The following is a 24,310-nucleotide window of genomic DNA, read 5'->3' as shown; positions in this document are numbered from 1 at the left end:
CTTACGCGCCGGCCTTGCCGTAGCCAGGCCAATATTTCTTGCCGGCCCGCTCGTATTGCGGCGGCAGGCCCTCGTCGTCGCCCAGCGCCACGGCCGCATGATGCGCCCAGTTCGGATCGTCCAGCGCCGCACGGGCGATGGCGATCAGGTCGGCCTGACCCGAGGCCACGATGTCCTCGGCCTGTTGCGGATCGAAGATCATGCCCACGGCCATGACGTTGGCGTCCGGCGTCGCCGCCTTCACGGCTTGCGCGAACGCCAGCTGATAGCCCGGCTCGGCGCCCGGAATGTCGGCGCGCGCGACATTGCCGCCCGACGTCAGGTGCAGATAGTCATAGCCCATATCGTGCAGGGCCTGACCGAAGGCTGTCACCTCATCCAAGGCGATGCCGCCCTCGACCCAGTCGGACCCATTGAACCGCACGCCCAGCGCCTTGGTCCGGGGCCAGGCGTCGCGCAGGGCCTGGGCTGCGCGCAAGGGGAAGCGCGCCCGGTTTTCGTATGACCCGCCAAAGTCGTCGGTGCGGTGATTGGACAGGGGCGACAGGAACTGTGTCAGCAGATAGCCGTGGGCGGCGTGCAGCTCGACCAGGTCGAACCCGGCCCGGTCGGCCCGACGCGCGGCGTCCTCGAAGGCGGCGACCACCCGGTCCATGTCGGCCTCGCTCATCGCCGTCGGGGTATGCCAGTCGTCCTTGAATGGTTCGGCCGAGGCGCTGAACGTCTCCCACGCGCCCTCGTCGGCGCCCAGGGCGCGACCGCCCTTCCACGGCGCGCTGGTCGACGCCTTGCGGCCCGCGTGACCCAGCTGAACCCCGATCGGCGTGTCGCTGTAGGTGCGGATGTCGGTGATGATTTGCGCGAAGGCGGCTTCCTGGATGTCGTTCCACAGGCCAGTGTCGTCCGGCGTGATGCGCCCCGCCGCCTCGACGCCGGTCGCCTCCACGATGACTAGGCCCGCGCCCGAGATCGCCAGCCGGCCCAGGTGCTGCACGTGCCAGGGCTGGGGCACGCCGTCGATGGCGGAATACTGGCACATAGGGGCGATGACGACGCGGTTCTTCAGCGTCAGGGGCCCCACGGCGCGGGGCGAGAACAGCAGGCTCATGAGAGACGATCCGAGGAGAAGGGGAGGGACCGTAGCTATGGCGGTTGCAGACGCGTTCAAGTCCAGCCTGTCCGATTGTTCATCCAGCTTGCCGATAATTCACGTGTGCGGAACCGGCCCGCGCGGCACAAAGGGTCAAGCTTTCAAAGGGGAACAACCAAATGCTTCGTCTCGCTCTCGCCATCGCCATCGCCGCTCCGTTGCTGTCGGGCTGCATCATCGTCTCGACCGAAAAGCCGACCACGCGGGTCATCACCGCCCCGGCCTCGGGTCAGTGATGCGGGGTCTCGCAAAGGGTCTGGCGGTCGCGGCCCTGGTCGCGCCGCTGCTGTCGGCCTGCGTCATCTATGACAGCGATGCGGGCGAGAACGTCTCGGTCAATGTCACGCGCAACGACGCCCCGCCGGCCGAGGCCATTCGCGAAGCCCGCTTTGCCGACGGCGCCCTGGTCGCGCGTGTCGACTCCAACGGCTGCACCCAGGCGTCGGATTTCGAAGTGTCGGTGTCGGACGGCTCGGCCACCGAAATCACCCTGCGCCGCTCCAAGCCTGACCTGTGCAAGGCACTGGTCCCCAATGGCGTCGAACTGCGCTGGACCTACGCCGACCTGGGCCTGGAGCCCGGCACGCCGGCGCGGATCCTCAATCCGCTGAAATAGGTGTCTCGAACACCGCCAGCATCGTGGGCGGAATGCGCTGGGGTCTCAGGGTCGCGGCGTCCACCAGCACCCATTCGGTGACGCCTTGGGCGCAGACGCGGCCCTGGGCGTCCTCGATGCGGACATAGCGGGTGAAGCGCGGGCCCTGCGGATCGCCGACCCAGGTGCGCGCGACCACGCCTTGGGCCCCCGGCTCGATGCCGCGCAGATAGTCGATCTCGTGCCGGGTCGCGACCCAGGACCATTTGGCCCGCGTCTCGTCGTCGAAGCGCGCGTTCCAGTGGGCCGTGCCGGCGTCCTGCAGCCAGCCGACATAGACGACGTTGTTGACGTGTCCGTTGGCGTCGATGTGTTCGGGCCGCACGTCCAGCGGCACGACGAAGACCTCTCGGTCCTCGCGGGGGCCCAGCGTCTTGCGGGCCATCAGCCCTCGCCGAGCGGCACGCCCTTCTCGACCATCAGGGCCTGAAGTTCGCCGGCCTGGAACATCTCGCGGATGATGTCCGATCCGCCGACGAATTCGCCCTTCACATAGAGCTGCGGGATGGTGGGCCAGTCGGTGAAGCTCTTGACGCCTTCGCGCAGGGCCTCGTCCTGCAGAACGTCCACGCCCACGAAGGCGGCGCCGACATGATCCAGGATCTGAACCGCCAGGGACGAGAAGCCGCAGCGCGGCTGGTCGGGCGTGCCCTTCATGAACAGCACGACGTCGTGCTGGGCGATGGTTTCGCCGATGAAGGCGTGGGCGGGATCGGCGGACTGGGCGGTGTCGGTCACGGGATAGGCCTTTCGTGAAGCCCGTCAGCTAGGGAGAGCGGAGGGCGCGGTCAAGGCGTGCGCGACGATCTGTATGGCGCGGGTCGCTCTGCGTCAGGCGGCGACGTTGGCGACGACGCGCGCCATCTCGATCTGTGCGGCGAGGCCGGGCGGCAGGTCGCGCTCGGGCGCAGCCGCCAGCGTGGCCAGGCGGTCGGTGTCCGTCGCGGTCATGATCACGCTGGACACCGACGGATCGGTCAGGACGTAGGACAGGCAGATAGCCTCGGCCGTCCAGTTCTGCGTGCGATAGAGAAAGCCGAAGGCGTCCTTCTTGGGCGTATCGACAGGCCTTTTTCCACCGCCCAGGCCGAACAGCCCTTTCTTGAACACTGGCGCGTCGGGCGCGCGGCTTCGGCGGTCGGTGTGAAAGTCATAGGCGAAGACCGCCATGTCCTGATCCCGCGCCGCACGGATGCGGTTGCGGATCGACCAGCCTGCGTTGATGTCGAACGGCGTCAGCAGGGCGTCGAACGCGCCGGTCGAGACATAGGCGTCCATCACCTCGCCGCCGCCCGCGATGCCCAGCAGCTTGATGCGCCCGGTCGCCCGCATGGCCTTCAGCGCGCTCAACGACGACTGGGCCAGTTCGGCTTCGCCTGGCTCGTGCAGCACCGCCACGTCGATCCAGCCCAGACCCGAAAAATGCAGCACCCGGTCGATGGCGGCCGTCATGCCCTGGGCGGAAAAGTCCCGCACGCTTTCGCGACCATCGCCGGTCCCCAGGGTCAGGCTGACGTAGACCAGCTTGCGATCCACGTGCGACAACGCCTCGCCCAGCACCTCGGCCGCGACGGGATCGGCGTTCTCCAGACGGTAGCTGTTGACGCCCGCTTCCAGCGCCGAATACAGCAGGTCCAGACCCGCTTCACGCCCGCGCTTCAGCGCATCGGCGCCGAAGTTGAGCGTCAGGTTGGAGATGGCGGCGCCCGAGGCGCCGAAGGGCCTATAACGCATCGGTCAGTTTCCCGCCTCGGGCGCCGAGGTTTCCAGCGCCAACGCATGAAGCGCGCCGCCCATCTGACCCTTCAGCGCGGCATAGACCATCTGGTGCTGGCGCACGCGCGGCACGCCCGCAAAGGCGCTGGACACGATGCGGGCGCGATAGTGGTCGCCGTCGCCCGCCAGATCCTCGATCTCGATCTCGGCGTCGGCAAAGGCGTCGACCAGATGCTGGCGCAGCGTTTCCACGGACATGGGCATGGGCAGGGACTCGCGGTTCGTTCGAGGCCAGTGTGCCCGATAATCCTTAATGGCGACCTACGCGCCGCGAACCGGCCTTTCGAACAGCTGAACCGTATGATCCTTGTAGGTCGCGGTCGCATAGGGGCGATAACCGACCCGCGCCGCCAGCTTCAGCGAGGCCAGGTTCTCCGGCGCGATCATGCAGACCGTGCGCCCGCCCAGCGTCCGGTCAGTCCAGCCCAGCACCGCCGTCAACGCTTCGGCCGCATAACCCTTGCCTTGGAACGCCGGCCCAATGCCCCAGCCCAGTTCGGGCGCCTCGAACGGCGGCTCCAGCTCGCGGCGATAGTCGAACACCCCTACGCTGCCCAGATAGACGCCGCCCTCGCGCAGCCGGATCGTCCAGTTGCCATGCCCTATCGCGGCCCAATGGCCGATGTCGCGCAACAGCCGGAACCAGACCTCCTCGCGCCCCAGCGCGCGGCCCATGATGTGGCGCGTGAAGTCCTCGTTCGACCACAGCGTCAGCAGATCGTCAAAATCCGCGGTCGAAACGGGCGCAAGCACCAGCCGCTCGGTCGTCAGAATGGCGTCGGTCACATCAGGCCCAGTTGCTTGAAGCTGGCCACCCCGTCGCGGCCGACGACCAGATGGTCGTGAACCTCGACGTTAAGGGCGCGACCCGCCTGCACAACCTGTTTCGTGATCTCGACGTCGGCGCGGCTGGGCGTGGGATCGCCGGACGGATGGTTGTGCACCAGGATCAGGGCGCTGGCCGACAGTTCCAACGCCCGTCGCACCACCTCGCGGGGGTAGACCGGGGCGTGATCGACCGTTCCCCGGTTCTGCACCTCGTCCAGGATCAGCTGGTTCTTCTTGTCCAGATATAGGACGCGGAACTGCTCGCGCGGTTCGTGCTGCAGGGCGACCCGCACATAGGCCAGCAGCGCCGTCCATGACGAGATGACCGGCCGTTTCGCCGTCGGCTCGCGTGCGATCCGTCGCGTCACGTCGAAGATCAGCTGCAGGTCCAGCGCGATCGCCCGCGTCGCCTTGCCGACGGCATAGCCCATCGACCGCGCGACCTGATCCTCGATCGCCTCATGGCTGGCCGCGCCGATCCCCTCCAGCCCCCCGAACCGCGCCAGCATATCCTTGGCCAGCGGCTTGGTGTCCTTGTAGGGCACGCTGCGGAACAGCAGCATCTCCAGCAGTTCGTAATCGGGCAGGGGGCCCAGACCCCCCTTGGCCGCCCGCTCGCGCAGACGGTCACGATGGCCGCTGTGGCGTGGTTTGGGTTTGGTCCCGCCTACGACTTGGTGTGATGCCTCCGAAGCTTCGTCCAGCGACATTACGGCGCCGCCTGTTCGGGGCCGAACTCCAGCCCAGCGGGCCATCTTGGCCGTATGGGCTGCGACGGTGCGGCGCTCGCTGGCGGTGACTGGTCGTGGTGGCTCAGGAACCGCGTCCCATCCATCCGCTCCGCCGCCATGCCGACACGGCCTTCGCTGTCCGCAAACACGGAGATGACTTGCCACGTCCCGCCCTGACGCTCGAACATATCGCCACCGCCTGGCGCCCCTCGGTTCAGATAGGCGCCGCCTCGGGTCTTCAGGCCGCAGGCAGGTTCATCCTCCCCATAGTTGACGCAGTGGGTCAGCGGGGCGTCCGGTCCGGACCACCAGCAACTGAACGTCGCCTTGGTCCTCAGCGGAACGCAGCGCTCGACCTCTGCGCCTTGGTCCGAAATCACGGTCGGGGCATTCGGGGTGGAAGGCGCGCGATCGGCGGCGCAGCCCAGCGTCAGCATCGCTAGGCCGATTGCGGCGTATGCATTCCTCATAGACGAATTCACCAGGTTGCGTGTCGGCAACCTAGCGTCGCGTTTCCAATCAAGGAAGTGCCTGTATCAGCGCATGATGCACCGTCAGCCGTCAGTTCGGGCGGAACAGCCCCGCCGGAGACGCCGTGAAAATCTCCAGCCCGTCTTCCGTCACCCCGATGGTGTGCTCGCACTGGGCCGACAGGGACTTGTCGCGGGTCACGGCGGTCCAGCCGTCGGACAGCACCTTCACGTGCGGCTTGCCCAGGTTGACCATCGGCTCGACGGTGAAGAACATGCCGGGCTTCAGCACCGCCCCCTCGCCGCGACGGCCGTAGTGCAGGACGTTGGGGCTGTCGTGGAAGACCCGGCCGATGCCGTGGCCGCAGAAGTCGCGCACCACGCTCATGCGCTGGGCCTCGACGAACTTCTGGATCGCATAGCCGATGTCGCCGAAGGTGTTGCCCGGCTTGACCTGTTCCAGGCCCAGATCCAGCGACTGATAGGTCACGTCGATCAGCTTCTTGGCGCGGGCGTTGATTTCGCCCACCGCATACATGCGGCTGCTGTCGCCGTGCCAGCCGTCGACGATGACGGTGTGGTCGATGTTGACGATGTCGCCGTCCTTCAGCACCCGGTCGCCGGGAATGCCGTGGCAGACCACGTGGTTGATCGAGGTGCAGACGGTCTTCTCATAGCCCTTGTAGCCCAGGCAGGCGGGCAGGCCGCCGTTGTCCAGGGTGAACTCGCGCACCAGATCGTCGATCGTGCTGGTCAGGACGCCCGGCTTCACATGGGCGGCGATCATGTCCAGGGCCTCGGCGACCAGACGCCCGGCCTTGCGCATGCCCTCGAAGTCTTCGGCTTCGTGGACGCGAATGGCGCTGGAGCGGACCAGGACGTCGGTTTCGATTTCGGGCGTTTCGTACATGGGGCGATCGGTCTGCAAAAGGCGGGGATACGGCGCAATCCGTTCGCCGCAGATGGTCGTTATAGCATGAAACCTCAACCCCGAGTTTGGATTCCCGCATGACCGACGTCGATCCCACCGCCGGGCCCATTGCTGCCGGGCCCCCCGCCGCCGTCACAGCCGCCGTTCTGGTCATCGGCGATGAAATCCTGTCGGGCCGGACCCAGGACACCAACACCAACACCATCGCCCGCTTCCTGGCCGCGCTGGGGATCGACCTGATGGAGGCGCGGGTCGTCAGCGACGATCATGACCGGATCATCGAGGCGCTCGACGCGCTGCGGGCGCGCTGGGACTATGTCTTCACCACCGGCGGCATCGGCCCCACGCACGACGACATCACCGCCGACGCCGTCGCGGCGGCCTTCGGCGTGGCCCTGCCTGAGCACCCCGAGGCCCTGGCCATTCTGGCGCGGCGGTATGGCGACGACTTCAACGCCGCGCGCCGTCGCATGGCTCGTATTCCTCAGGGCGGGGCTCTGATCGCCAATCCGGTCACCGATGCGCCCGGCTTCCAGATCGGCAATGTCTTCGTCATGGCCGGCGTGCCCAGGATCATGCAGGCGATGCTGGAGGACGTGGCGCCGCGTCTGCGCGCCGGCGCCGTCGTTCATGCCCTCACGCTGAAGGTCAGCGGGGTGGGCGAGGGCGCTGTGGCGGATGTGCTGCGGGCCGCCGCAAATCTGCGCCGCGACCTGTCGTTCGGCAGCTATCCCTTCGGCCACGGCAGCGTCGGCGAGATCGGAACCCAGTTGGTCATCCGTGGCCGTGACGCGGGCCTGGTCGAGGCGGCGGCGCAAGATTTGATCGCCGAACTGCGAAATATGGGCATCGATGTTGCCGCGACGTAACCTCTCGAAGCCGTGATCATGTGCGGCTCAGGCGCCACGGTTTCGCCCGTTTCCGGTCCGATGGGGGCCTTGCCCGCAACGCTTTCGCGCCGTGAACGCTGAGTGGGCTCCTCCCCGGATCGACCGCGCCTAAAGCGGTCGGCGTTTACTTAGGTGTTTGAAATGACCTCCAGGAACTTCGCCCGCGTGGGCGGGCTCGCCCTGACGACCGCCCTGCTGGCCGGCGTCGCCGCTCCGGCCATGGCCGGCTCCTTCTATGTCCAGGAACAATCGACGCGCGCCCAGGGCCGCGCCAACGCCGGCGTCGGCGCCGACAAGGGCGTGCAGTCCCTGTGGTGGAACCCCGCCGCCATCGCCGGCACGCAACGCGAAGTCTATCTCGGCATGCACGGCCTGGTCCTCGACTCCGACGTCGATGACCGTGGCTCCAGCCTGACCTACAACGTCCCCACGCCGGCCATCGTCAGCCGCACCGCCCCCGTCAACGGCGACCCGCACGTCCATGAAGTCGTCGAAAGCGGCATCGTGCCGAACTTCGCCGTCTCCATGCCGATCGGCGACCGCTTCAACGTCGGTTTCGCCGTCCAGGCTCCCTACAACTTCACCACCAAGTATGAGTCGACCGACTTCGCGCGCTACGACGCCCTGACGTCCGAGCTGCGCTCGGCCAACGTCAGCCTGGTCGCCGCCATGACGGTCACGGACTGGCTGGACATCGGCGCCGGCTTCGACGCCCAGTACGCCAAGGCGACCCTGTCGTCGGCCCTGCCGAACGTGCCGATCCCCGCCGTCCTGTCGCCGGCCTATGCCGTCTCGCCGTCCACCGACGGCCGCAACCAACTGGAAGGCGACGGCTGGGATTACGGATGGAACGCCGGCGCCCAGATGCATTTCGGCAAGCTGGACCTGGGTCTGTCCTACCGTTCCAAGATCGAGCACGAGCTGGAGGGTTCGGTGAACATCTCGGGCCTGACCGGCGTCCTGGCCGGCGCCAACGTCTCGGCTGACGGCGGCGCGTCCTTCACCACGCCCTGGTACGCCACCGTCTCGGCCCGTTACGCCGTCAACGACCGCCTGACCCTGAACGCCCAGGTCAACCAGATCGGCTGGAGCGAGTTCGACGCCATCCGCGTGGCCTACACCGGCGGCGGCTCGATCATCGTCCAGGACTATGACGACGTCACCACCGGCGCGATCGGCTTCGACTACAAGATCGATCCGTCCATGACCTTCCGCGCCGGCCTGGGCTACGACCCGACCCCGACCCCGGACGATCACCGCACCGCCCGCATCCCGGACGGCGACCGCTGGCTCTACGCCGCCGGTCTGTCCAAGACGGTCGGTTCGATGACCTTCGACGGCGCCGTGACCTACATCGACATCGACACCGCTGCGATCAACGACACGCGCGACGTCTATGGCAACGGCCTGGTCGTCTCGAACCTGCGCGGCGAAGCCACCGGCTACGGCGTCGGCTTCTCGATGGGCGCCACCTGGGCCTTCTAAGGTCCGCACACGCCTGACATGAGAACGGCGGCTCCTGCGAAGGAGCCGCCGTTTTTTATTGTCTCAAGATGAAGGCGGGGCGCGAACCCCGCCGTTCGATCCTCAGGCCTTGGCGCCGCCGACGTAGCCCTTGCCGCCATTGGACGGGCGGCGACGGGGACGGCGCTTCATTTCGCCTTCCGCCGGTTTGACGTTGTCGTTGATCGACGGGACGCGCTCGCCGGCCAGGGGGTTGTAGGCGCGTTCGGGACGCGGCGCGGCCTGGGTCTCGCCGGGACGGGCGCGACGCTGGCGATGGGGCTGGCCGCCGCCTTCCGGGCGCACGCCGTCGCGGTGCGGGACGCGGCTGCGTCCACGACCGCCGCGACCTTCGCCACGGCCGCCTTCGTTGCGGTCGCCGCCTTCGCGTTCCGGCATGGTCGCCTTCTTGCCGACGCCGGTCGCCATGATGGTGGCGTCCAGCTGGCCCAGGGCCTTGTCGTTACGACGGTCGATGGCCGGGATCTTCTGGCGCGTGACCTTCTCGATATCCTTTAGCAGCTTCATCTCGTCGCCGGCGACGAAGCTGACGGCGGTGCCGTCCTTGCCCGCCCGCGCGGTGCGGCCGATGCGGTGGACATAGGATTCCGGCACGTGCGGCAGTTCGAAGTTCACGACGTGCGAGACGCCGTCCACGTCGATGCCGCGCGCGGCGATGTCGGTGGCGACCAGGACGCGCAGCTTGCCGGCCTTGAAGGCGGCCAGGGTGCGTTCACGCTGGGGCTGGGACTTGTTGCCATGAATGGCGCCGGCCTCGACGCCGCCGGCTTCCAGATAGGCCGCGACCTTGTCGGCGCCGTGCTTGGTCTTGGTGAAGACCAGGCAGCGCGTGTATTCGGGATCCGAGAACATCTCGGTCAGCAGGGCGCGCTTCCTGCCCTGTTCGATATAGACGACCGACTGGCTGATGCGCTGCACCGTGGTCGACTGCGGCGTGACCTGGACCTTGACCGGGTCCTTCAGCAGCTCGCCTGCCAGCTTGCCGATCTCGCTGGGCATGGTCGCCGAGAAGAACAGGTTCTGACGTTTGGCCGGGATCTTGGAGACGATCTGGCGGATCGGCTTGATGAAGCCCAGGTCCAGCATCTGGTCGGCCTCGTCCAGCACGAAGATCTCGGTCTGCGACAGGTCCAGGTTCTTCTGCTGGATGTGGTCCAGCAGGCGGCCCGGCGCGGCGACCAGGATGTCCAGACCCTGTTGCAGGGCGCGTTCCTGACCGCCGTATTTCACGCCGCCGAAGATGACCGCGACCCGGAAGCCCAGGTGGGCGCCGTAGGCCTTGAAGCTGTCGCCGATCTGGGTCGCCAGCTCACGCGTGGGCGACAGGACCAGAACGCGGGTCGTGCGCGGCTTGGGGGCGATGCGGTTCTCGGCCAGGCGATGCAGGATCGGCAGGGCGAAGGCGGCGGTCTTGCCGGTGCCGGTCTGGGCGATGCCCAGCAGGTCCTTGCCGGCCATGACGTCGGGGATGGCCTTTTCCTGGATCGGGGTCGGCGTGGTGTAGCCGGTCGAGGCCAGGGCCTGCAGAAGGGCCTTGTTCAGGCCCATGGATTCGAAGGTGATGCTCACAGATATGTCTTTCGCGTAGCGGCGACGCGCATCGGCCATGGCATGACGCCGTCGGGCCGCGCACCGCCAGTCCCGACGGGGCCTCAAGGAATGAGGCCTGCGGGGTGGATCGGGCGCCGCCCCGCGTGTCCGGGCAGCGAATGGATATGAGGGGCCGGCGGCTTCTACAGACAGGTCTGGATCAGACCCACACGCGCTGGAGACGCCGGAGATCGCGATTGTGCGACGCAGCGCAAATGGGCGCTTATCGCCGATAAGTCAACTGCCGCACACATCAGGGCGCGTATCGCGTCGCCGCCTCGGGCAGGCCGTCGGGCAATCCGATGGCCGCACGCCACTCCTCGGGATGCAGCCGCGCCATCTCCAGATCCAGCCAGGCCAGCGGCTTCAGCCTCCCGTCCTCGTCCCAGAACCGCTCCGCCCACGGCTGTCCCGTCTCGACCGCCCGCGCCCGGTCCCGCGCCGTCGCCTCCGGCCCCAGATGCGTCGCCCGCCAGTGATACAGCCACGGAATATGCCAGTGCGGCGCGCTGGTCAGCCGCTCGTCCCGCATCGCCGCCGCCAGACAGTCCGCCAGCGCCCGCGCATCCTCCAGCTGGGCGCAAAAGGCGTCGCGCCGCGCCTGGATATGCCGGTCCCAGCCTTCCGCCGGCTCGATCGGCCCCGCCTGCGCCGGATCGGGCCGCGTCCACCCCTCCGCCTCGCGCCGCTTCCACAGGGCGTGCACCCCCACGTCATAGCGCGCGGCGACCGACCGCGCGGTCTCGCCGTCCTCCCACGCCTTGCGAACCTCGGCCCAGACGGCGTCCGGCCGGATCTTGCGATGTATGCCCTGGCTCATGGGGAAAGGGTCGTCGCACGCCCCTGCGTCATCATCGGACGCAAGCCAGACGACGCGCCCATTTAGGATGGCTGGCGCGTCGTACCTGACATGTCGCGATGTGGAAAATCAGGTCTCTAGCCTCGAAAATCGCCCGTCTTCCGGCCTGAGGTAGCGACCGCCCCATACTGCCCGCATGGAAAAACGCCGATACAAGATCAAACCGCCCGAGGTCTGGACCCAGGTCCGGCAGGACTATCTGTCCGGCCTCGACGCCAAGACAACAGCCGCCCGCCACGGCGTCACCGAGGCCGCCCTGCGCGCCCGCGCCACCAAGGAGGGCTGGTCGCGCCACCCGCGCACCGAGACCCCGCCGCCCGCGCCGCCGCCGCTGTCGCTTCAGGACGCCGCCGACCTGTCGCCGGACGACCCCAACGATCCCTCCGCCCTGGCGCGCGCCGCCGCCCAGGCCTCGGGCCGCGCCCTCCACGCCCAGGACTTCGCCCAGGCCCGCGCCCTGGCGGCCCTGGCCGAGACCTATCGCAAACTGGCCGACCGCGACGGCCCCGGCCGCGCCTCTCGCCTGACGATCAAGACCGCCCCCCTGCAACTGGTCTTCGACATCCTGACCAACTTCGGAGAGGCCGAGAACCGCTTCGCCATGAACACCAGCGACAAGAGCGACTGGGAGCTGCGCGGCCAGTATTGGAAGGCGAAGGAGAAGCTGGAGCGCGCCAACACCGAATGGGGTCACGCCCAACTGGCCCGCCGCGTCCAGCTGGACCGCCGCATCGCCGCCCTGGAGGCCCAACTCCGCGAAGCCGGCCTCGACCCCGTCATCGAACGCGAACAGGACCGCCGCATCTCCCAAGGCATCGACCTCTACCTCGGCACCTGGCGTGGGATCGTGACGATGGAAGAGTGGGAGAAGACGCTGGATGAGTTGTGAGTCGAGGTTGGCTAAGCTTAGCGATTCCTGCTTTTGTCACCCTTGGGTTGCGGATGTTCCCGTTTGAGGCAACAAGGTGACGACGGGAGGACGTCATGACCAATCAGGAAGAGCCGCAGGAAACGCCGGACGCGTTCCTTAAGAATGTCGCGACCAAGTTGGCAAAGCGGGACGGCGTAGATGGCGATCTTGCCGCGATTTTGGCTGAGCATATTCTAGCATCCGATGTAGGTGGCGATGCAGTGATGCAGGCCAAAGCTGCCGTGGTTGCTTTGGCGAAGACGCGAGCAGACGCTCCGATGGAGGTGGAGCATGAATAACGCTCCATACTTCCTCCGAACCCTGCTTGTTCAGGGATTCCGAGCGTATCTCGATCCTAAGACCTTTGACTTCAGCGCTCAGCGTTCGCTCGCTGTGTTTGCGCCGAACGGCCACGGTAAGTCGAGCATAGTGGACGCCTTGGAGTTCGCGTTCTCCAATGATGGCTCGCTTGAACGCCTCGGCGTTCGGGCCATTCACAACAAGGCTGGTGTATCAGCGCTGACGCACCACCTCGCAGACGAGCGAAAAATCGCTGCTAGTGTCTCCACGGTTTTCCGCCGAGGAACGGAGGATAGCGAAGGAAACCGGGGTGTTGCGGGCAAACGGGAAAGAGCAACCGCCGCAACAGCCGTCCAAGCACAGTTCCTAGTCGATCCTATAATCCGAGGACACGCGCTGCGAAGCTTCGTTGAATCCCAAACGGCGGAGCAGCGATACGAGTCTGTGGCGACTTGGCTCCAACTGGGACCGTTGGTGAATGCCCAACGAAACCTCCGTTCCCTTCGCCGAGCGGTGAAGGCTGCATCGGAAGACCAGGCACCCTTCAAGAGCATTGATGGTCAGATTTTCAAGGAGACTGGCGAAGTAGTCCAAGCATGGGATTCCGATGCGTTGCTGGTCTACGTCAATGATCTCGTGATTGCGCCGCTCGATAACATTTTGCGGTTTGCAGTGTTGGCTACGGACGATCCTGCGTTCGTAACCCTCACTGAGCGGTCTCAGGCCGAGGAGAAACGCCTTGGCTTGGAAGGGATGCGTCAAATACGCAATGCGTTGGCGTCGGTTTATGAGGTAGTCGATGACCCTGAGAACGGTCAGCCCGTTGCACAAGGGCTTATAGTGACCTTTGCCGCTGCTGTAGTTGCGAAAACCGAAACAGCAAAGGCTTTCGAGGTCGAACGTGCCGCAGCGACCGACGCGGCGTTTTCCGCTGTTTGGAAGGAAGCCGAACCACTTTTTGCGGACGACGCTACGCACATTGTAGCAGACTGCCCGCTTTGCCTAACGCCTATAGCGAACAGCGTAGCGGGAAGCGCCGCAGGGGTTCGTCAACATATTGCTGACCGCCTAGCGGCGCTCAAGGACTATGCCGAGGCAAAGAAGAACGACGAGGCGGCGGCGAAAGCATTGGCGACTGCCCATACACGCCTTGCCGGTGCCTTGAAGACGATAACACTGCCTGACAACTTCCAAGATGCTCGTGTTGAGCTAGAGCTTTATCGCACCGCTATTGATGCTTGGAAGGATGCCGCCGCACCTGATGCGGCAACAACAATCACGACGGTTCTGGTGGCGTTGAAGACGCTGGATACCGCTATTGCAGACATCGAAAAGAAACAGGGCGCGCATACCTACGCCAAGGCAAAGGCGAAGGTGGACCGCCTCATTGCAATCAAAACCGAACGCGAACTAGCCGAACGGACGACCATCGAGCTGACCGCACTCTCTGATAAACTGACAGCCCAAAGCGCCTTCGTGTCGGGCGAGATTCGTAGCAAGCTCCAGCTTCTTTTAGATGGGCTTCAAAAACCCATCAACGACATCTACCGTGGAATACAGGGGAGCCATGCCGCACCTGTCCGTCTGGAGCTTCCCCCCGAAGAAGACGACAACCAACAGCGGCTGAATCTTCTGATCGACTTCGCGGACAATCGAAAAGGCGTTCAGCCGGGAGGCTATCTGAGCGACTCTCAGATTCACTCGCTGGCTCTGTCGCTCAGATTGGCGGCGATAAAGGCATTCAATACGAACGCCCCAATCATCGCTCTAGACGATGTGGTCACGTCTTACGACGCCGACCATCGCCGAACTATCGCCGCCCTTCTGGCGACCGAGTTCGCCGGCTTCCAACTAATCGTCACTACGCACGATGAGAGATTCTATCTCTATCTGCGCGATCAACTTGGATCGGCCGACTGGCGTTTCACCCGAATTATCCGGCTGGATCGCGACTACGGCCCACGGTTTGCCGATGAGAAGGTGACCGATGCTATGATCCAAGCCCGTTGGGCGAGTGGTCACTCCGCTGCCAACGAAATGCGGCAGGCAGAGGAGGAATGGCTTCTCGCCATCTGCCGTGATTTCGGGGTCAGCTTACGCATCCGCCCGTTGGAGCGGGCCTACTCCTACGAGAGAAGCGAACTAGCGGCTGCGCTGGCCACATTCCTGAATAGCGCAAAAATTACGGTTCCTCTGGTGTCCGGTGTGAACAATCGCTTCCTGAATAGCCTTCAGCAGGGGGTGATCGAGAACTTCGGCAGTCATTTCCAAGAAGGTCCCTATGGCGATGGCTCCAAGGGCGACGAGCAGACGCGTTGGGCAGAGTTCAGTGCATTCAGGGCATTCTTCGCCTGTCCGAAATGCTCTCGGACCCGATTCAAAAGGCCGCACGATTTAAAGAAGCCGGTATGTGCCAACGGAAGCTGCGAGGCACAGTTTGAAGGCGGCGCTCCGCCGACGAAGTAGAAGTTGTCGTGAAGATGCCGTCAACATAGCTGTTCGAAAAGCTCTACCTACAGCCGCCCCTTCCTGAACCGCTCCTGCGCCTCCGCCGCCGCGTCCGCCCGCCACCGCTTGGGCGCTGACTTGTCCACCTCTTCCCCCGCGCCGGTCAGGGCTTCGTTGGCGAACTCCAGGTCCATCAGCTTCATGCGCTTGATCTCGTCGCGCAGGCGGCCGGCTTCCTCGAACTCCAGGTTGGAGGCGGCCTCGCGCATGCGGCCTTCCAGGTCGCGCAGGGCGGCCTGGAAGTTGGAGCCGACGAAGGGTTTGGAGGCCTCGGCCACGCCCGGCCGGGTGATCCGGTCCATCTCGCGCGACTCATAGGGGCTGGCCATGATCTCCTTGATGTCGCGCTTGACGCTCTCGGGGGTGATGCCGTGTTCGGTGTTGTAGGCGACCTGGCGTTCTCGCCTGCGGTCTGTCTCGGCGATGGCGCGCTCCATACTGCCGGTCATGCGGTCGGCGTACAGAATGACGCGGCCGTCCACGTTGCGCGCGGCGCGGCCGATGGTCTGGATCAATGAGGTCTCGGAGCGTAGGAAGCCCTCCTTGTCCGCATCCAGGATGGCGACCAGGCCGCACTCGGGGATGTCCAGCCCCTCGCGCAGCAGGTTGATGCCGATCAGGCAGTCGAACGATCCCAGCCGCAGGTCGCGCAGGATCTCGATCCGCTCCAGCGTGTCCACGTCGGAGTGCATGTAGCGGACGCGCACCCCCTGTTCGTGCATGTACTCCGTCAGGTCCTCGGCCATCTTCTTGGTCAGGGTGGTGACCAGGCTGCGGTAGCCCTTGGCCGTCGTCGCCTTGACCTCGTCGATGACGTCGTCGACCTGGTTGCGGGTCTTGCCGGAGACGGGGCGGATCTCGACCGGCGGGTCGATCAGGCCGGTGGGGCGGATGACCTGTTCGACGAAGACGCCGCCGGCCTGTTCCATCTCCCACGGGCCGGGGGTAGCGCTGACGTGCACCGTCTGGGGGCGCATGGCCTCCCATTCCTCGAACTTCAGCGGGCGGTTGTCGATGCAGGAGGGGAGGCGGAAACCGTACTCCGCCAGCGTCGATTTGCGGCGGTAGTCGCCCCGGAACATGCCGTTGATCTGGCCGATGGTGACGTGGCTCTCGTCCACGAACAGCAGGGCGTTGTCGGGGATGTATTCGAAGAAGGTGGGCGGGGGCTCGCCGGGCGCGCGGCCGGTCAGCCAGCGGGAATAGTTCTCGATGCCGGCGCAGCTGCCGGTGGCCTCCATCATCTCCAGGTCGAAGCGGGTGCGTTGCTCCAGGCGTTGGGCCTCCAGCAGTTTGCCGTTCTCGACCATCCAGTCCAGCGTCTCCTTCAGCTCGGCCTTGATGCCGCTGGTGGCCTGGTTCAGCGTCGGGCGCGGCGTCACATAGTGGCTGGCGGCGTAGACGGTGATCTCGGTCAGGTCGGCGGTCTTCTTGCCGGTCAGGGGATCGAACTCCTGGATCGCCTCCAGCTCGTCCCCGAACAGGCTGATGCGCCAGGCCCGGTCTTCCAGGTGGACGGGAAAGATCTCGATCACGTCCCCGCGCTTCCTGAACATCCCCCGGTCGAAGTTCAGGTCGTTGCGCTTGTACTGCAGCGCGATCAGATCGGCCCGCAGCTTGCCCTCATCGATCTGGTCTCCGACCTTCAACGTGAAGGTCATCGCCGTATAGGTCTCCACCGACCCAATACCGTAGATGCAGCTGACCGACGCCACGACGATGACATCTTCTCGTTCGAGTATCGCCCGCGTCGCCGAGTGCCGCATCCTGTCGATCTGCTCGTTGATCGACGAATCCTTCTCAATGTAGGTGTCGGTTCTCGGAACGTAAGCTTCCGGCTGATAGTAGTCGTAGTAGCTTACGAAGTATTCGACGGCGTTGTCGGGGAAGAAGCTCTTGAACTCGGAATAGAGTTGGGCCGCCAGCGTCTTGTTCGGGGCCAGGATCAGGGCGGGGCGCTGGGTTTCCTCGATCACCTTGGCCATGGTGAAGGTCTTGCCCGAGCCGGTGACGCCCAGCAGCACCTGATCGCGGTCGCCAGCCTCGGCCTGAGCCACCAGTTCGGCGATGGCGGCGGGCTGGTCGCCGGCGGGGGTGTATTTGGTCTCAAGCCGGAAGCGGCCGCCCTTCTTCTTGCCTTCGTGCGAGGGGCGGTGCGGCACCCAGTCGGCGGGCGCCGCAATGGGCTCCTCCGGCGTCAGGCGCGGGCCGGTGACGGGGGCGAACATCGGCATGGACTTCGCCGACTTGCCGGTGTCCCGCACGAACTGCGCCGACGCCTCCTGGACGCCCGGATTGGGCACGTGAACAGGCTTGGCCGGCTTGGCGGCGGCGGGCTTCGGCGTCGAAGAACGGTTCATGAACAGAACTTAGTGAGTGCTAACAGGTCTCGCCATAGCGTGTGGGGCTACAAGCCGTCGCATCTCGAATGTTGGGATAAACTTTTCGACAAACGGCGTGATGTAACAAGTTAATGCTCATTTGGCCATAACTGCGGCATTTCGCGCGCAATTCAACCGTTTTGTCGACGTAGCCATGACTTTTTCAGTTGTGATGCGTCCGCCTTGCGCCTAGGGCTGTCACACAATCGATATATTACGTATATCGGTGATACATACCTGCGATGTGCGGGTTTCGTTAAGTATCGTGTCAATACAGATTGTGAATGAGGCGTATGCGTAACCGTAAGAATCATCTCCTTGCGTCGACCGTGGTCGGCGGAATTGTTACAGCATCGCTTGCGATGTTTGCTCCATCCATCGCTGCAGCACAGGATGCTGCCGTTTCACAATCCAGTGAAGCTTCAACCGTCGATGAGATCGTCGTCATCGGTTCGCGCATTCGCCGCGACAACTACAATGCGCCGTCGCCGACCCAGGTCGTGACGCGTGAAGAAGCCACGCTTCAAGGCTTCGCCTCGACGACCGAAGCGCTGCAAAGCACGGCCGTCACCGGCGGCACCTCTCAGATCAACAACTCCTACGGCGGCTACGTCACCGATGGCGGCCCCGGCGCCAACACCATCGGCCTGCGCGGCATGTCGCCCAGCCGCACCCTGGTTCTTCTGAACGGTCGTCGCGTTTCGCCGGCTGGTTCGCGAGGTTCGGTCGGCGCTGCCGACTTGAACGTGCTGCCGACCGCGATGATCGATCGCGTCGAAATCCTGCGCGATGGCGCCTCCTCGGTTTACGGCTCCGACGCCGTCGCCGGCGTGGTCAACATCCAGACCCGCAAGAACATCGACGGTGTGACGATCGAAGGCCAGCGCAACGAGCCGCTGGAAGCCAATGGCGCGGGCGGTTCGACCCGTCTGTCGCTGACGGCCGGAACCAGCGGCGACCGCTGGCGCGCCGCCGGCTCGGTCGAGCGCTACGAGCGCGACGAACTGACCCTGCGCGACCGTGAGTTCACGCGTTGCCAGACGGACGGCTTCCGCAACGGCCAGGACTATATCGACCCGCTGACCGGCCAGTCGAAATGCTATCCGATCACCACGACCGGCTCGAACGGCGTCACCATCAACACCATCGGCACCGGTACTCTGGCCGGCGTCCCCGCCGCGGGTGCGGTCGGCTCCACCTTCAACCGCTGGCGTCCGAACTCCGCCGTCAGCACCGGTCTGGTCGGCTTCGAAGGCGTCGGCGGCGGCGCCAATGACGTCAACGTGCGCGACACCTTTGAAGATCGCATGCTGAACGAGTCGCTGATCTCGCCGGTCGAGATCACCACCCTGTACGGCGAAGCCGGCTATCAACTGCAGGCGCTTGGCGATGCCGAAATCTACGGTGAAGCCCTGTTCAACCGTCGCAAGTCTTCGCAGACCGGTTACCGCCAACTGGCGCTGGACTATGCCGTCGGCAGCCCGCTGATCCCGGCTAATCTTCAGGGGAGCGTCGCCTTCGCCGATCAGGGCCTGAACAAGGGTCAGAACGTCGGCGTCCGCGCCTTCATCGGCTTTGGCAACGACTACTCCGAGCAGGAGGTCGATTTCGGCCGCTACGTCGCAGGCATCAAGGGCAACTTCTTCATCCCCGAATGGCGCTACGACGCATCGTTCAGCTACTCGCGCTCCAAATCGACCTACACCAGCGAGCAGTTCCTGACGGATCGGCTGATCGAGACCCTGGATGTCGTCCAGACTGCGCCGGGCCAGTTCCAGTGCGCTCAACTGGGCGCCAACCCCGGCTGCGTCGCCGCGCCCGTGCTGAACACTCAGACCATCGGCGGCGTTCTGCCTCAGAACTGGGTCGATTACGTGTTCCGTCCGGTGACCGGCACGACCGAGTTCACCGAGAAGGTCGTCAGCTTCGGCATCGACGGTCCGCTGTTCAGCCTGCCTGCTGGCCGCGTGATGGGCTTCTTCGGCGCCGAATGGCGTGAATCGGAAATCGACGACACGCCGGGTCTCGATAGCCAACTGGGCAACACCTACAACTTCTCGACCTCGGCCATTACGCGCGGTTCGGACTCGGTGAAGGAGGTCTTCGGCGAGATCGAAGCGCCCATCCTAGCGGATATGCCGTTCGCCAAGGAGCTGACGCTGAACGGTTCGTTCCGCTATACGGACTATGACTCCTACGGCGACGACACGACCTACAAGATTGGGCTGGTCTATCGTCCGATCGACTGGGTTACGGTTCGCGGCACCTACGGCACGTCGTATCGCGCACCCGCCCTGTTCGAGCAGTTCGTGGGCGCAACGACCGGCTTCCAGTCCAACACCCTGGATAGCTGCAACAACTATGGCGCGCCGAACGTGAACCCGAACCGGGTCGCCAACTGCACCGCGCAGGGCCTGCCGGGGGACTTCCAGTCGGTCACCAGCATTCGTGTCGTCACTTCGGGCGGCGCTGATGCCGGTCTGTCGGCCGAAACCTCGACCAACATGACGGTCGGTCTGGTGCTTCAGCCGCCTCTGCCGTCGTCCTGGGGCGATCTGTCCTTCGCCGTCGACTATTACGAGATCGAAGTCGACAATGGCGTCTCGCGCACCGGTGCTGGCGAAATCCTGACCCGCTGCTACGATTCAAACCCCGCCGACTTCGCCGCCGACAACGGCTTCTGCCGGCTAATTACCCGCAGCACGGTCGATAACAGCCTGACGGTCCAGGACAGCTACATCAACCTGGCCACCGACAACGTGAAGGGCCTCGACTACACCGTGCGTTATCGCAAGGATGTCGGTCCCGGAACGGCGTTGTTCAACCTGGCTGTGACGCAGTACACGGAAATCTCGAGTAAGCTGTTCGCCGAAGATCCGCTGGAAGACTTCACCGGCATGATCAACAATCCGGAGTTCACCGGAACGGCCGACGTTTCCTACGCCTGGGACAAGTGGCGCGTGCGTTACGGTGTCGAATGGATCCAGGGCACAGACAGCTACGAGTACTATGGCGAAGATCCGGCGACTTCGGACTACGACCTGGCGACCGACGACTACTGGCTGCACAACACCTCGGTCCAGTATGCGTCCGACGGTTGGACCGCTACGCTCGGCGTTCGCAATCTGTTCAATGACAACCCGCCGACCATCTCGTCGGGCGTATATAACCGGGTCGGCAACGCCCCGCTGTATTCGGGCTACGACTACCTGGGCCGCACGGCCTTCGTAAACCTGACCAAGTCGTTCTAACCACGACATCACGGCGACTGACTAAGGGCGGCGGACATCGGTCCGCCGCCCTTTTTGTTTGGTGTCAAAGCGCGACCGCTTGACTCTCACACACAGTATGCCGCATACACTGTATGTCATACACTATGTGACGCACGGGGATGGCGCGTGAGCGAGAACGATGAGGCGCTGCTGTTCGAAAGCTTGCGGCTGGAGCTACGGCGGGGGTCGTTGATCCTTGCCGTGCTGGCGAGCTTGCGGCGCGAACAATACGGCTATTCGCTGAGGGTCGCCCTTGGCGAGGTCGGGGTCGAGATGGAGGAGAGCACCCTGTATCCGCTGCTGCGCCGGCTGGAGAGCCAAGGGCTGCTGGATAGCGAGTGGCGCGAGGAGGAGCGGCGCAAGAAGCGGTTCTATCGCCTGTCGCCGCGCGGGGAGGCGATGCTGGCGCGGCTCGCGACCGAATGGCGCGGCCTGTCGGCCTCGCTGGAGAAGATGCTGTGAACACCGGGAAAGAGGGAGAGACGGGCATGGACCTGGTCGAACGTTATCTGAAGACCTTGGCGGCGCAGCTGCCCAAGGACAGTCGCGACGACATCGTCGCCGAGCTGCGCGACGAGATCATGGGGCGGATCGATGCGCTGGAGGCGCGCCTGGGTCGTGCGCCCAGCGACGACGAGGTCGAGGCCCTGCTACGCGAGGTCGGGCATCCCCTGACGGTGGCGGCGCGCTATCGATCAGGCCCGCAGGCGCTGATCGGGCCGGAGCTCTATCCCTGGTGGATGTTCGGGGTGAAGGTCGGGCTGACGGTCATGGCGTGCGTGACCCTGATCGGGCTGGCGGTTCGTGTGCTGGTCGGCGACGTCTATGTGGGCCAGGCGATCGGGCAGGGGATCGCCAGCCTGTTCAGCGGGGCCGTGACCATCGTCGGCCTGCTGACCGTCGCCGGCTTCATTCTGGAACGCCAGGAGAAGAAGCCGGACTTCATCGCCAGATGGCGGGTCAAGGATCTGGGCATGTTCGAACTGGGCGGCGATTTCGACGCCGAACAGTGGGGCCAGAAGCTGGCGCGCGGCGACTGGTCTTCGTCCAAGGCCAAACCGGAGGCCAAGCCCGGCGCCGAGGTGCGCAAGAGCGCCGAGATGTCGCCGGTCGCCCGCGCGGTGGCCAGCGCCATCGGCTGGGCCGTCGTGCTGCTGTGGTGGACGGGTCTGCTTCAGGTCGCGCCGATCCGGCCAGAGGATCTGGCGGGCGTCGTCGACGGCGTCGATTACGGGCGGATCCTGGGCGAGATGGTGCGCGCCGCCTATTGGCCGGTCGCCCTGTTCGCGGCCTGCCGTGTCGGGTTCGACCTGATGCGGGCGGCGTCGGGCGGGAACGTGCGGCTGACGGCGCTGGGCGATCTGGCGTTCGGTATCGCCGCCGCCTGGGGCCTGTTGTGGGTCTGGTTCTGGTCGGCGCTGTCGCCGTTGATCTGGGTCGGAACGGCGACCGACTTTGTGGAGCGGGTGCGGGTGCTGATCGGCCGCTCGGGCGAGGACGTCGGCGGGGTGGCGACGATCCTGATGGTCGTGGTGGTCTGGGCCTTCGCCGCAGAGGTGGTGCGGGTGGTCCGGGCGGCGGCGCGACTGGTCGTCGGTCGCTGAAAAACAGCCCCTTCCGCGACGGGAGGGGCTGAACCTTCAGGCGGTTGCGCCGTTTGCGCCAAGCGGCGCCGTTCTGGACCGCATCGGGGCTGGGTTATCGCGTGACATTACAACAGGGTTTGGCGTTCGGCCTGGTGGGCCTGACGGTGGCGGCCTTCATCTGGGGTCGCTTCCGTTATGATCTGGTGGCGCTGGCCGCGCTGGTCGCGGGCCTCGCCATCGGCGTGATCCCGGCGGAGGACGCGTTCGCCGGCTTCGCCAACGACGTGACGGTGATCATCGCCTGCGCCCTGATTGTTTCGGCGGCCTTTGCGCGTTCGGGCATCGTCGAGATGGCGCTGAAGCGCGTGTTGCCGCACCTGAAGACCGAACGCAGCCAGGTTCCTGTTCTGACGACGGCGGTGACCCTGCTGTCCATGGTGACCAAGAACGTCGGGGCTCTGGCGATCATGATGCCGGTGGCGCTTCAAGTCTCGCGCAGGACCGGCACGCCCCAGTCGCGGCTGCTGATGCCGATGGCCTTCGGCGCCATGGCGGGCGGCATGGTGACCCTCGTGGGCACTTCGCCCAACATCCTGGTCGCGGAGGTGCGCCAGGACATCGTCGGCCAGCCGTTTCAGATGTTCGACTATGCGCCCGTCGGCCTGGCGCTGACGGCGGCGGCGCTGGTGTTTCTGGCTTTCGGCTATAGGCTGTTGCCCAAGGATCGAACGGGCACGCTGGGCCTGTCCGCCGCCTTGTCGGCCAACGCCTATCTGACCGAGGCGCGCGTGCCTGACGGCTGGACGCTTGATCGCACCACCATCACCGCCCTGTCGGCCATGGCGCCCGATGCGATCAAGGTGATGGCCCTGATCCGCAACGGAAAGCGGCGCACACGGCCTCGCGGGAACACCCAGGTCCAGGCCGGCGACACCCTGCTGCTGAAGGGGGACCATGAAGCGTTGGAGGCCTTTATCGACGCGACGAAGCTGAAGCTGGTGCGCGGCGACCGGCCCGTCCTGCTGGAACAGGCCAAGGACGAGGTGCATCTGGTCGAGGCGGTTGTGGGCGCAGACTCGCCGCTGACGGGGCAGTCTGTGCGGCAACTGGACCTCTATGGCCAACATGGGCTCAATCTGCTGGGCGTGTCGCGTAGCGGTTATGAACTGACCCAGCATCTGCGGACGGCCAAGCTGCAGGCTGGCGATGTGCTCCTGTTGCAGGGGTCAGAGGCGGCTTTGCCCAAGGTGCTGGCCGAACTGCAGCTGCTGCCGCTGGCCGAGCGCGAGGTGCGGCTGGGCGGCAAGCGACGCAAGTACCTGCCGGCGGTGGTGCTGGCGGCGGCGATGGTGATGGTGGGGTTCGGCATTCTTCCCGTGGCCATCGCCTTCTTCGGCGCGGCGGTTGTGATCGTGGCCCTGGGCGGCTTGCGGATGCGGGACGCCTATGCGGCGTTGGACGGGCCGTTGCTGGTCCTGATCGCGGCGCTGATCCCCGTGTCCGACGCCATCCAGCAGACCGGCGGGGCCGACCTGATCGCCAGCCATCTGAAAGCGCTGTTCGACGGCATCCCGCCGGTGGTCGCCGTGGCGGGGATGATGGCCGTGTCGATGGCGGTCACGCCCTTCCTGAACAACGCCGCCACGGTGCTGGTCGTGGCGCCCATCGCCGGTGTTCTGGCCCAGCAGTTGGGTCATCGGCCCGACCCCTTCCTGATGGCGGTTGCGGTGGGGGCCGCGTGCGACTTCCTGACCCCCATCGGACACCAATGCAACACCATGGTCATGGGGCCAGGCGGCTACAAATTCTCGGACTATCCGAAGCTGGGTGCGCCGTTGAGCCTGCTGGTATTGGTCATCGGGCCGCCGATGATCCTGCTGTTCTGGCCCATGTGACGATCGCCTCTTGACGGCGTGTAACCTATAGGTGATATGTCACCTCAAGGTTAC

The 24,310-nt window shown here is 65.3% G+C and carries 22 protein-coding genes; 10 read left to right on the top strand and 12 right to left on the bottom strand.

The genetic code is table 11. The features are described 5' to 3' along the window. Nucleotide 1 precedes the first annotated feature (1 nt). A complete protein-coding gene (locus tag ACP693_RS12915) occupies nt 2–1,108 on the bottom strand; it encodes an NADH:flavin oxidoreductase/NADH oxidase (protein ID WP_426019984.1) in 1,107 nt (368 codons plus the stop codon). Between the two features lie 277 nt (nt 1,109–1,385). Here ACP693_RS12915 and ACP693_RS12910 point away from each other — a divergent pair, with 277 nt between their 5' ends. Continuing rightward, the gene (locus tag ACP693_RS12910) at nt 1,386–1,766 is read left to right on the top strand and encodes a hypothetical protein (protein WP_426019982.1); all 381 of its coding nucleotides are present in this window, start codon (nt 1,386–1,388) and stop codon (nt 1,764–1,766) included. Here the strand turns inward: ACP693_RS12910 and ACP693_RS12905 are convergent. From ACP693_RS12905 to map, 8 genes are all read right to left on the bottom strand, one after another. Further along, nucleotides 1,750–2,190 carry an acyl-CoA thioesterase gene (locus tag ACP693_RS12905; RefSeq protein WP_426019980.1) on the bottom strand — a complete coding sequence of 147 codons (441 nt, stop codon included), beginning with the start codon at nt 2,188–2,190 and terminating at the stop codon, nt 1,750–1,752. The genes ACP693_RS12910 and ACP693_RS12905 overlap by 17 nt on opposite strands. Next, the gene (gene grxD, locus ACP693_RS12900) at nt 2,190–2,543 is read right to left on the bottom strand and encodes a Grx4 family monothiol glutaredoxin (protein WP_426019978.1); all 354 of its coding nucleotides are present in this window, start codon (nt 2,541–2,543) and stop codon (nt 2,190–2,192) included. The genes ACP693_RS12905 and grxD overlap by 1 nt, the downstream gene beginning before the upstream one ends. Nucleotides 2,544–2,636: 93 nt before the next feature. Next, the gene (locus ACP693_RS12895; protein WP_426019976.1) at nt 2,637–3,539 is read right to left on the bottom strand and encodes an oxidoreductase; all 903 of its coding nucleotides are present in this window, start codon (nt 3,537–3,539) and stop codon (nt 2,637–2,639) included. Between the two features lie 3 nt (nt 3,540–3,542). Then, nucleotides 3,543–3,785 carry a BolA/IbaG family iron-sulfur metabolism protein gene (locus tag ACP693_RS12890; RefSeq protein ID WP_426019974.1) on the bottom strand — a complete coding sequence of 81 codons (243 nt, stop codon included), beginning with the start codon at nt 3,783–3,785 and terminating at the stop codon, nt 3,543–3,545. A 57-nt stretch (nt 3,786–3,842) separates the two neighbouring features. Then, nucleotides 3,843–4,367 carry a GNAT family N-acetyltransferase gene (locus ACP693_RS12885; RefSeq protein ID WP_426019972.1) on the bottom strand — a complete coding sequence of 175 codons (525 nt, stop codon included), beginning with the start codon at nt 4,365–4,367 and terminating at the stop codon, nt 3,843–3,845. Beyond that, entirely contained in the window at nt 4,364–5,119 is a 756-nt protein-coding gene (gene radC / locus ACP693_RS12880; protein ID WP_426019970.1) for a RadC family protein, read from the bottom strand. The genes ACP693_RS12885 and radC overlap by 4 nt, the downstream gene beginning before the upstream one ends. Next, complete coding sequence (locus ACP693_RS12875; protein WP_426019968.1) at nt 5,119–5,610, bottom strand: hypothetical protein; 492 nt, start codon at nt 5,608–5,610, stop codon at nt 5,119–5,121. The genes radC and ACP693_RS12875 overlap by 1 nt, the downstream gene beginning before the upstream one ends. Nucleotides 5,611–5,701: 91 nt before the next feature. Then, on the bottom strand, nt 5,702–6,520 hold the full coding sequence (gene map, locus ACP693_RS12870; protein WP_426019966.1) for a type I methionyl aminopeptidase: 819 nt from the start codon (nt 6,518–6,520) through the stop codon (nt 5,702–5,704). 98 nt (nt 6,521–6,618) lie between these two features. Here map and ACP693_RS12865 point away from each other — a divergent pair, with 98 nt between their 5' ends. Beyond that, on the top strand, nt 6,619–7,410 hold the full coding sequence (locus ACP693_RS12865; RefSeq protein WP_426019964.1) for a competence/damage-inducible protein A: 792 nt from the start codon (nt 6,619–6,621) through the stop codon (nt 7,408–7,410). Nucleotides 7,411–7,572: 162 nt separating this feature from the next. Next, nucleotides 7,573–8,916 (top strand): OmpP1/FadL family transporter, encoded by a 1,344-nt coding sequence (locus ACP693_RS12860; protein WP_426019962.1) that lies wholly within the window; start codon nt 7,573–7,575, stop codon nt 8,914–8,916. Between the two features lie 102 nt (nt 8,917–9,018). Here ACP693_RS12860 and ACP693_RS12855 read toward each other — a convergent pair whose 3' ends face one another. Together ACP693_RS12855 and ACP693_RS12850 are read right to left on the bottom strand one after the other, a co-directional pair. Then, the gene (locus ACP693_RS12855) at nt 9,019–10,503 is read right to left on the bottom strand and encodes a DEAD/DEAH box helicase (RefSeq protein ID WP_426020733.1); all 1,485 of its coding nucleotides are present in this window, start codon (nt 10,501–10,503) and stop codon (nt 9,019–9,021) included. 295 nt (nt 10,504–10,798) lie between these two features. Next, nucleotides 10,799–11,365, bottom strand: a complete 567-nt coding sequence (locus ACP693_RS12850; RefSeq protein ID WP_426019960.1) for a hypothetical protein — start codon at nt 11,363–11,365, stop codon at nt 10,799–10,801. A 175-nt stretch (nt 11,366–11,540) separates the two neighbouring features. On the opposite strand from ACP693_RS12850, the gene ACP693_RS12845 reads away from it, so the two are divergent. The 3 genes from ACP693_RS12845 to ACP693_RS12835 all read left to right on the top strand — a co-directional run bounded on the left by ACP693_RS12845 (nt 11,541) and on the right by ACP693_RS12835 (nt 15,080). Beyond that, nucleotides 11,541–12,293, top strand: coding sequence for a hypothetical protein (locus ACP693_RS12845; protein WP_426019958.1), 753 nt, complete (start codon nt 11,541–11,543; stop codon nt 12,291–12,293). Nucleotides 12,294–12,388: 95 nt separating this feature from the next. Then, nucleotides 12,389–12,613, top strand: coding sequence for a hypothetical protein (locus ACP693_RS12840; RefSeq protein ID WP_426019956.1), 225 nt, complete (start codon nt 12,389–12,391; stop codon nt 12,611–12,613). After that, nucleotides 12,606–15,080 (top strand): AAA family ATPase, encoded by a 2,475-nt coding sequence (locus ACP693_RS12835; RefSeq protein WP_426019954.1) that lies wholly within the window; start codon nt 12,606–12,608, stop codon nt 15,078–15,080. Before ACP693_RS12840 ends, ACP693_RS12835 begins: the two co-directional genes overlap by 8 nt. A gap of 47 nt (nt 15,081–15,127) precedes the next feature. On the opposite strand, the gene uvrB is transcribed toward ACP693_RS12835, so the two are convergent. After that, complete coding sequence (gene uvrB, locus ACP693_RS12830; protein ID WP_426019952.1) at nt 15,128–17,482, bottom strand: excinuclease ABC subunit UvrB; 2,355 nt, start codon at nt 17,480–17,482, stop codon at nt 15,128–15,130. A gap of 383 nt (nt 17,483–17,865) precedes the next feature. Here uvrB and ACP693_RS12825 point away from each other — a divergent pair, with 383 nt between their 5' ends. The 4 genes from ACP693_RS12825 (at nt 17,866) to ACP693_RS12810 (ending at nt 24,256) form a co-directional block, all read left to right on the top strand. Next, on the top strand, nt 17,866–20,754 hold the full coding sequence (locus ACP693_RS12825; protein WP_426019950.1) for a TonB-dependent receptor plug domain-containing protein: 2,889 nt from the start codon (nt 17,866–17,868) through the stop codon (nt 20,752–20,754). Between the two features lie 147 nt (nt 20,755–20,901). Next, nucleotides 20,902–21,237: a PadR family transcriptional regulator gene (locus ACP693_RS12820; protein ID WP_426019948.1), complete on the top strand. Its 336-nt coding sequence runs from the start codon at nt 20,902–20,904 to the stop codon at nt 21,235–21,237. A gap of 26 nt (nt 21,238–21,263) precedes the next feature. Further along, nucleotides 21,264–22,379 carry an HAAS signaling domain-containing protein gene (locus ACP693_RS12815; RefSeq protein WP_426019946.1) on the top strand — a complete coding sequence of 372 codons (1,116 nt, stop codon included), beginning with the start codon at nt 21,264–21,266 and terminating at the stop codon, nt 22,377–22,379. Nucleotides 22,380–22,480: 101 nt separating this feature from the next. After that, nucleotides 22,481–24,256 carry an SLC13 family permease gene (locus ACP693_RS12810; protein ID WP_426019944.1) on the top strand — a complete coding sequence of 592 codons (1,776 nt, stop codon included), beginning with the start codon at nt 22,481–22,483 and terminating at the stop codon, nt 24,254–24,256. Nucleotides 24,257–24,310: the final 54 nt, after the last annotated feature.

Origin of the sequence: Brevundimonas sp. TWP1-3 (assembly GCF_049896085.1) — a bacterium.
GTDB lineage: Bacteria > Pseudomonadota > Alphaproteobacteria > Caulobacterales > Caulobacteraceae > Brevundimonas.
The sequence above is the reverse complement of the archived record's forward strand: the minus strand, read 5'-3'. Positions and strand labels throughout refer to the sequence as shown.

Coding starts and splice junctions, on each gene's coding strand:
- ACP693_RS12865 (WP_426019964.1), top strand. CDS start 6,619: ATGACCGACGTCGATCCCACCGCCGGGCCCATTGCTGCCGGGCCCCCC.
- ACP693_RS12905 (WP_426019980.1), bottom strand. CDS start 2,190: ATGGCCCGCAAGACGCTGGGCCCCCGCGAGGACCGAGAGGTCTTCGTC.
- ACP693_RS12890 (WP_426019974.1), bottom strand. CDS start 3,785: ATGCCCATGTCCGTGGAAACGCTGCGCCAGCATCTGGTCGACGCCTTT.
- ACP693_RS12815 (WP_426019946.1), top strand. CDS start 21,264: ATGGACCTGGTCGAACGTTATCTGAAGACCTTGGCGGCGCAGCTGCCC.
- ACP693_RS12915 (WP_426019984.1), bottom strand. CDS start 1,108: ATGAGCCTGCTGTTCTCGCCCCGCGCCGTGGGGCCCCTGACGCTGAAG.
- radC (WP_426019970.1), bottom strand. CDS start 5,119: ATGTCGCTGGACGAAGCTTCGGAGGCATCACACCAAGTCGTAGGCGGG.
- ACP693_RS12860 (WP_426019962.1), top strand. CDS start 7,573: ATGACCTCCAGGAACTTCGCCCGCGTGGGCGGGCTCGCCCTGACGACC.
- ACP693_RS12895 (WP_426019976.1), bottom strand. CDS start 3,539: ATGCGTTATAGGCCCTTCGGCGCCTCGGGCGCCGCCATCTCCAACCTG.
- uvrB (WP_426019952.1), bottom strand. CDS start 17,482: ATGAACCGTTCTTCGACGCCGAAGCCCGCCGCCGCCAAGCCGGCCAAG.
- ACP693_RS12840 (WP_426019956.1), top strand. CDS start 12,389: ATGACCAATCAGGAAGAGCCGCAGGAAACGCCGGACGCGTTCCTTAAG.
- ACP693_RS12875 (WP_426019968.1), bottom strand. CDS start 5,610: ATGAGGAATGCATACGCCGCAATCGGCCTAGCGATGCTGACGCTGGGC.
- ACP693_RS12850 (WP_426019960.1), bottom strand. CDS start 11,365: ATGAGCCAGGGCATACATCGCAAGATCCGGCCGGACGCCGTCTGGGCC.
- map (WP_426019966.1), bottom strand. CDS start 6,520: ATGTACGAAACGCCCGAAATCGAAACCGACGTCCTGGTCCGCTCCAGC.
- ACP693_RS12910 (WP_426019982.1), top strand. CDS start 1,386: ATGCGGGGTCTCGCAAAGGGTCTGGCGGTCGCGGCCCTGGTCGCGCCG.
- ACP693_RS12825 (WP_426019950.1), top strand. CDS start 17,866: ATGTTTGCTCCATCCATCGCTGCAGCACAGGATGCTGCCGTTTCACAA.
- ACP693_RS12855 (WP_426020733.1), bottom strand. CDS start 10,503: ATGGGCCTGAACAAGGCCCTTCTGCAGGCCCTGGCCTCGACCGGCTAC.
- ACP693_RS12845 (WP_426019958.1), top strand. CDS start 11,541: ATGGAAAAACGCCGATACAAGATCAAACCGCCCGAGGTCTGGACCCAG.
- ACP693_RS12835 (WP_426019954.1), top strand. CDS start 12,606: ATGAATAACGCTCCATACTTCCTCCGAACCCTGCTTGTTCAGGGATTC.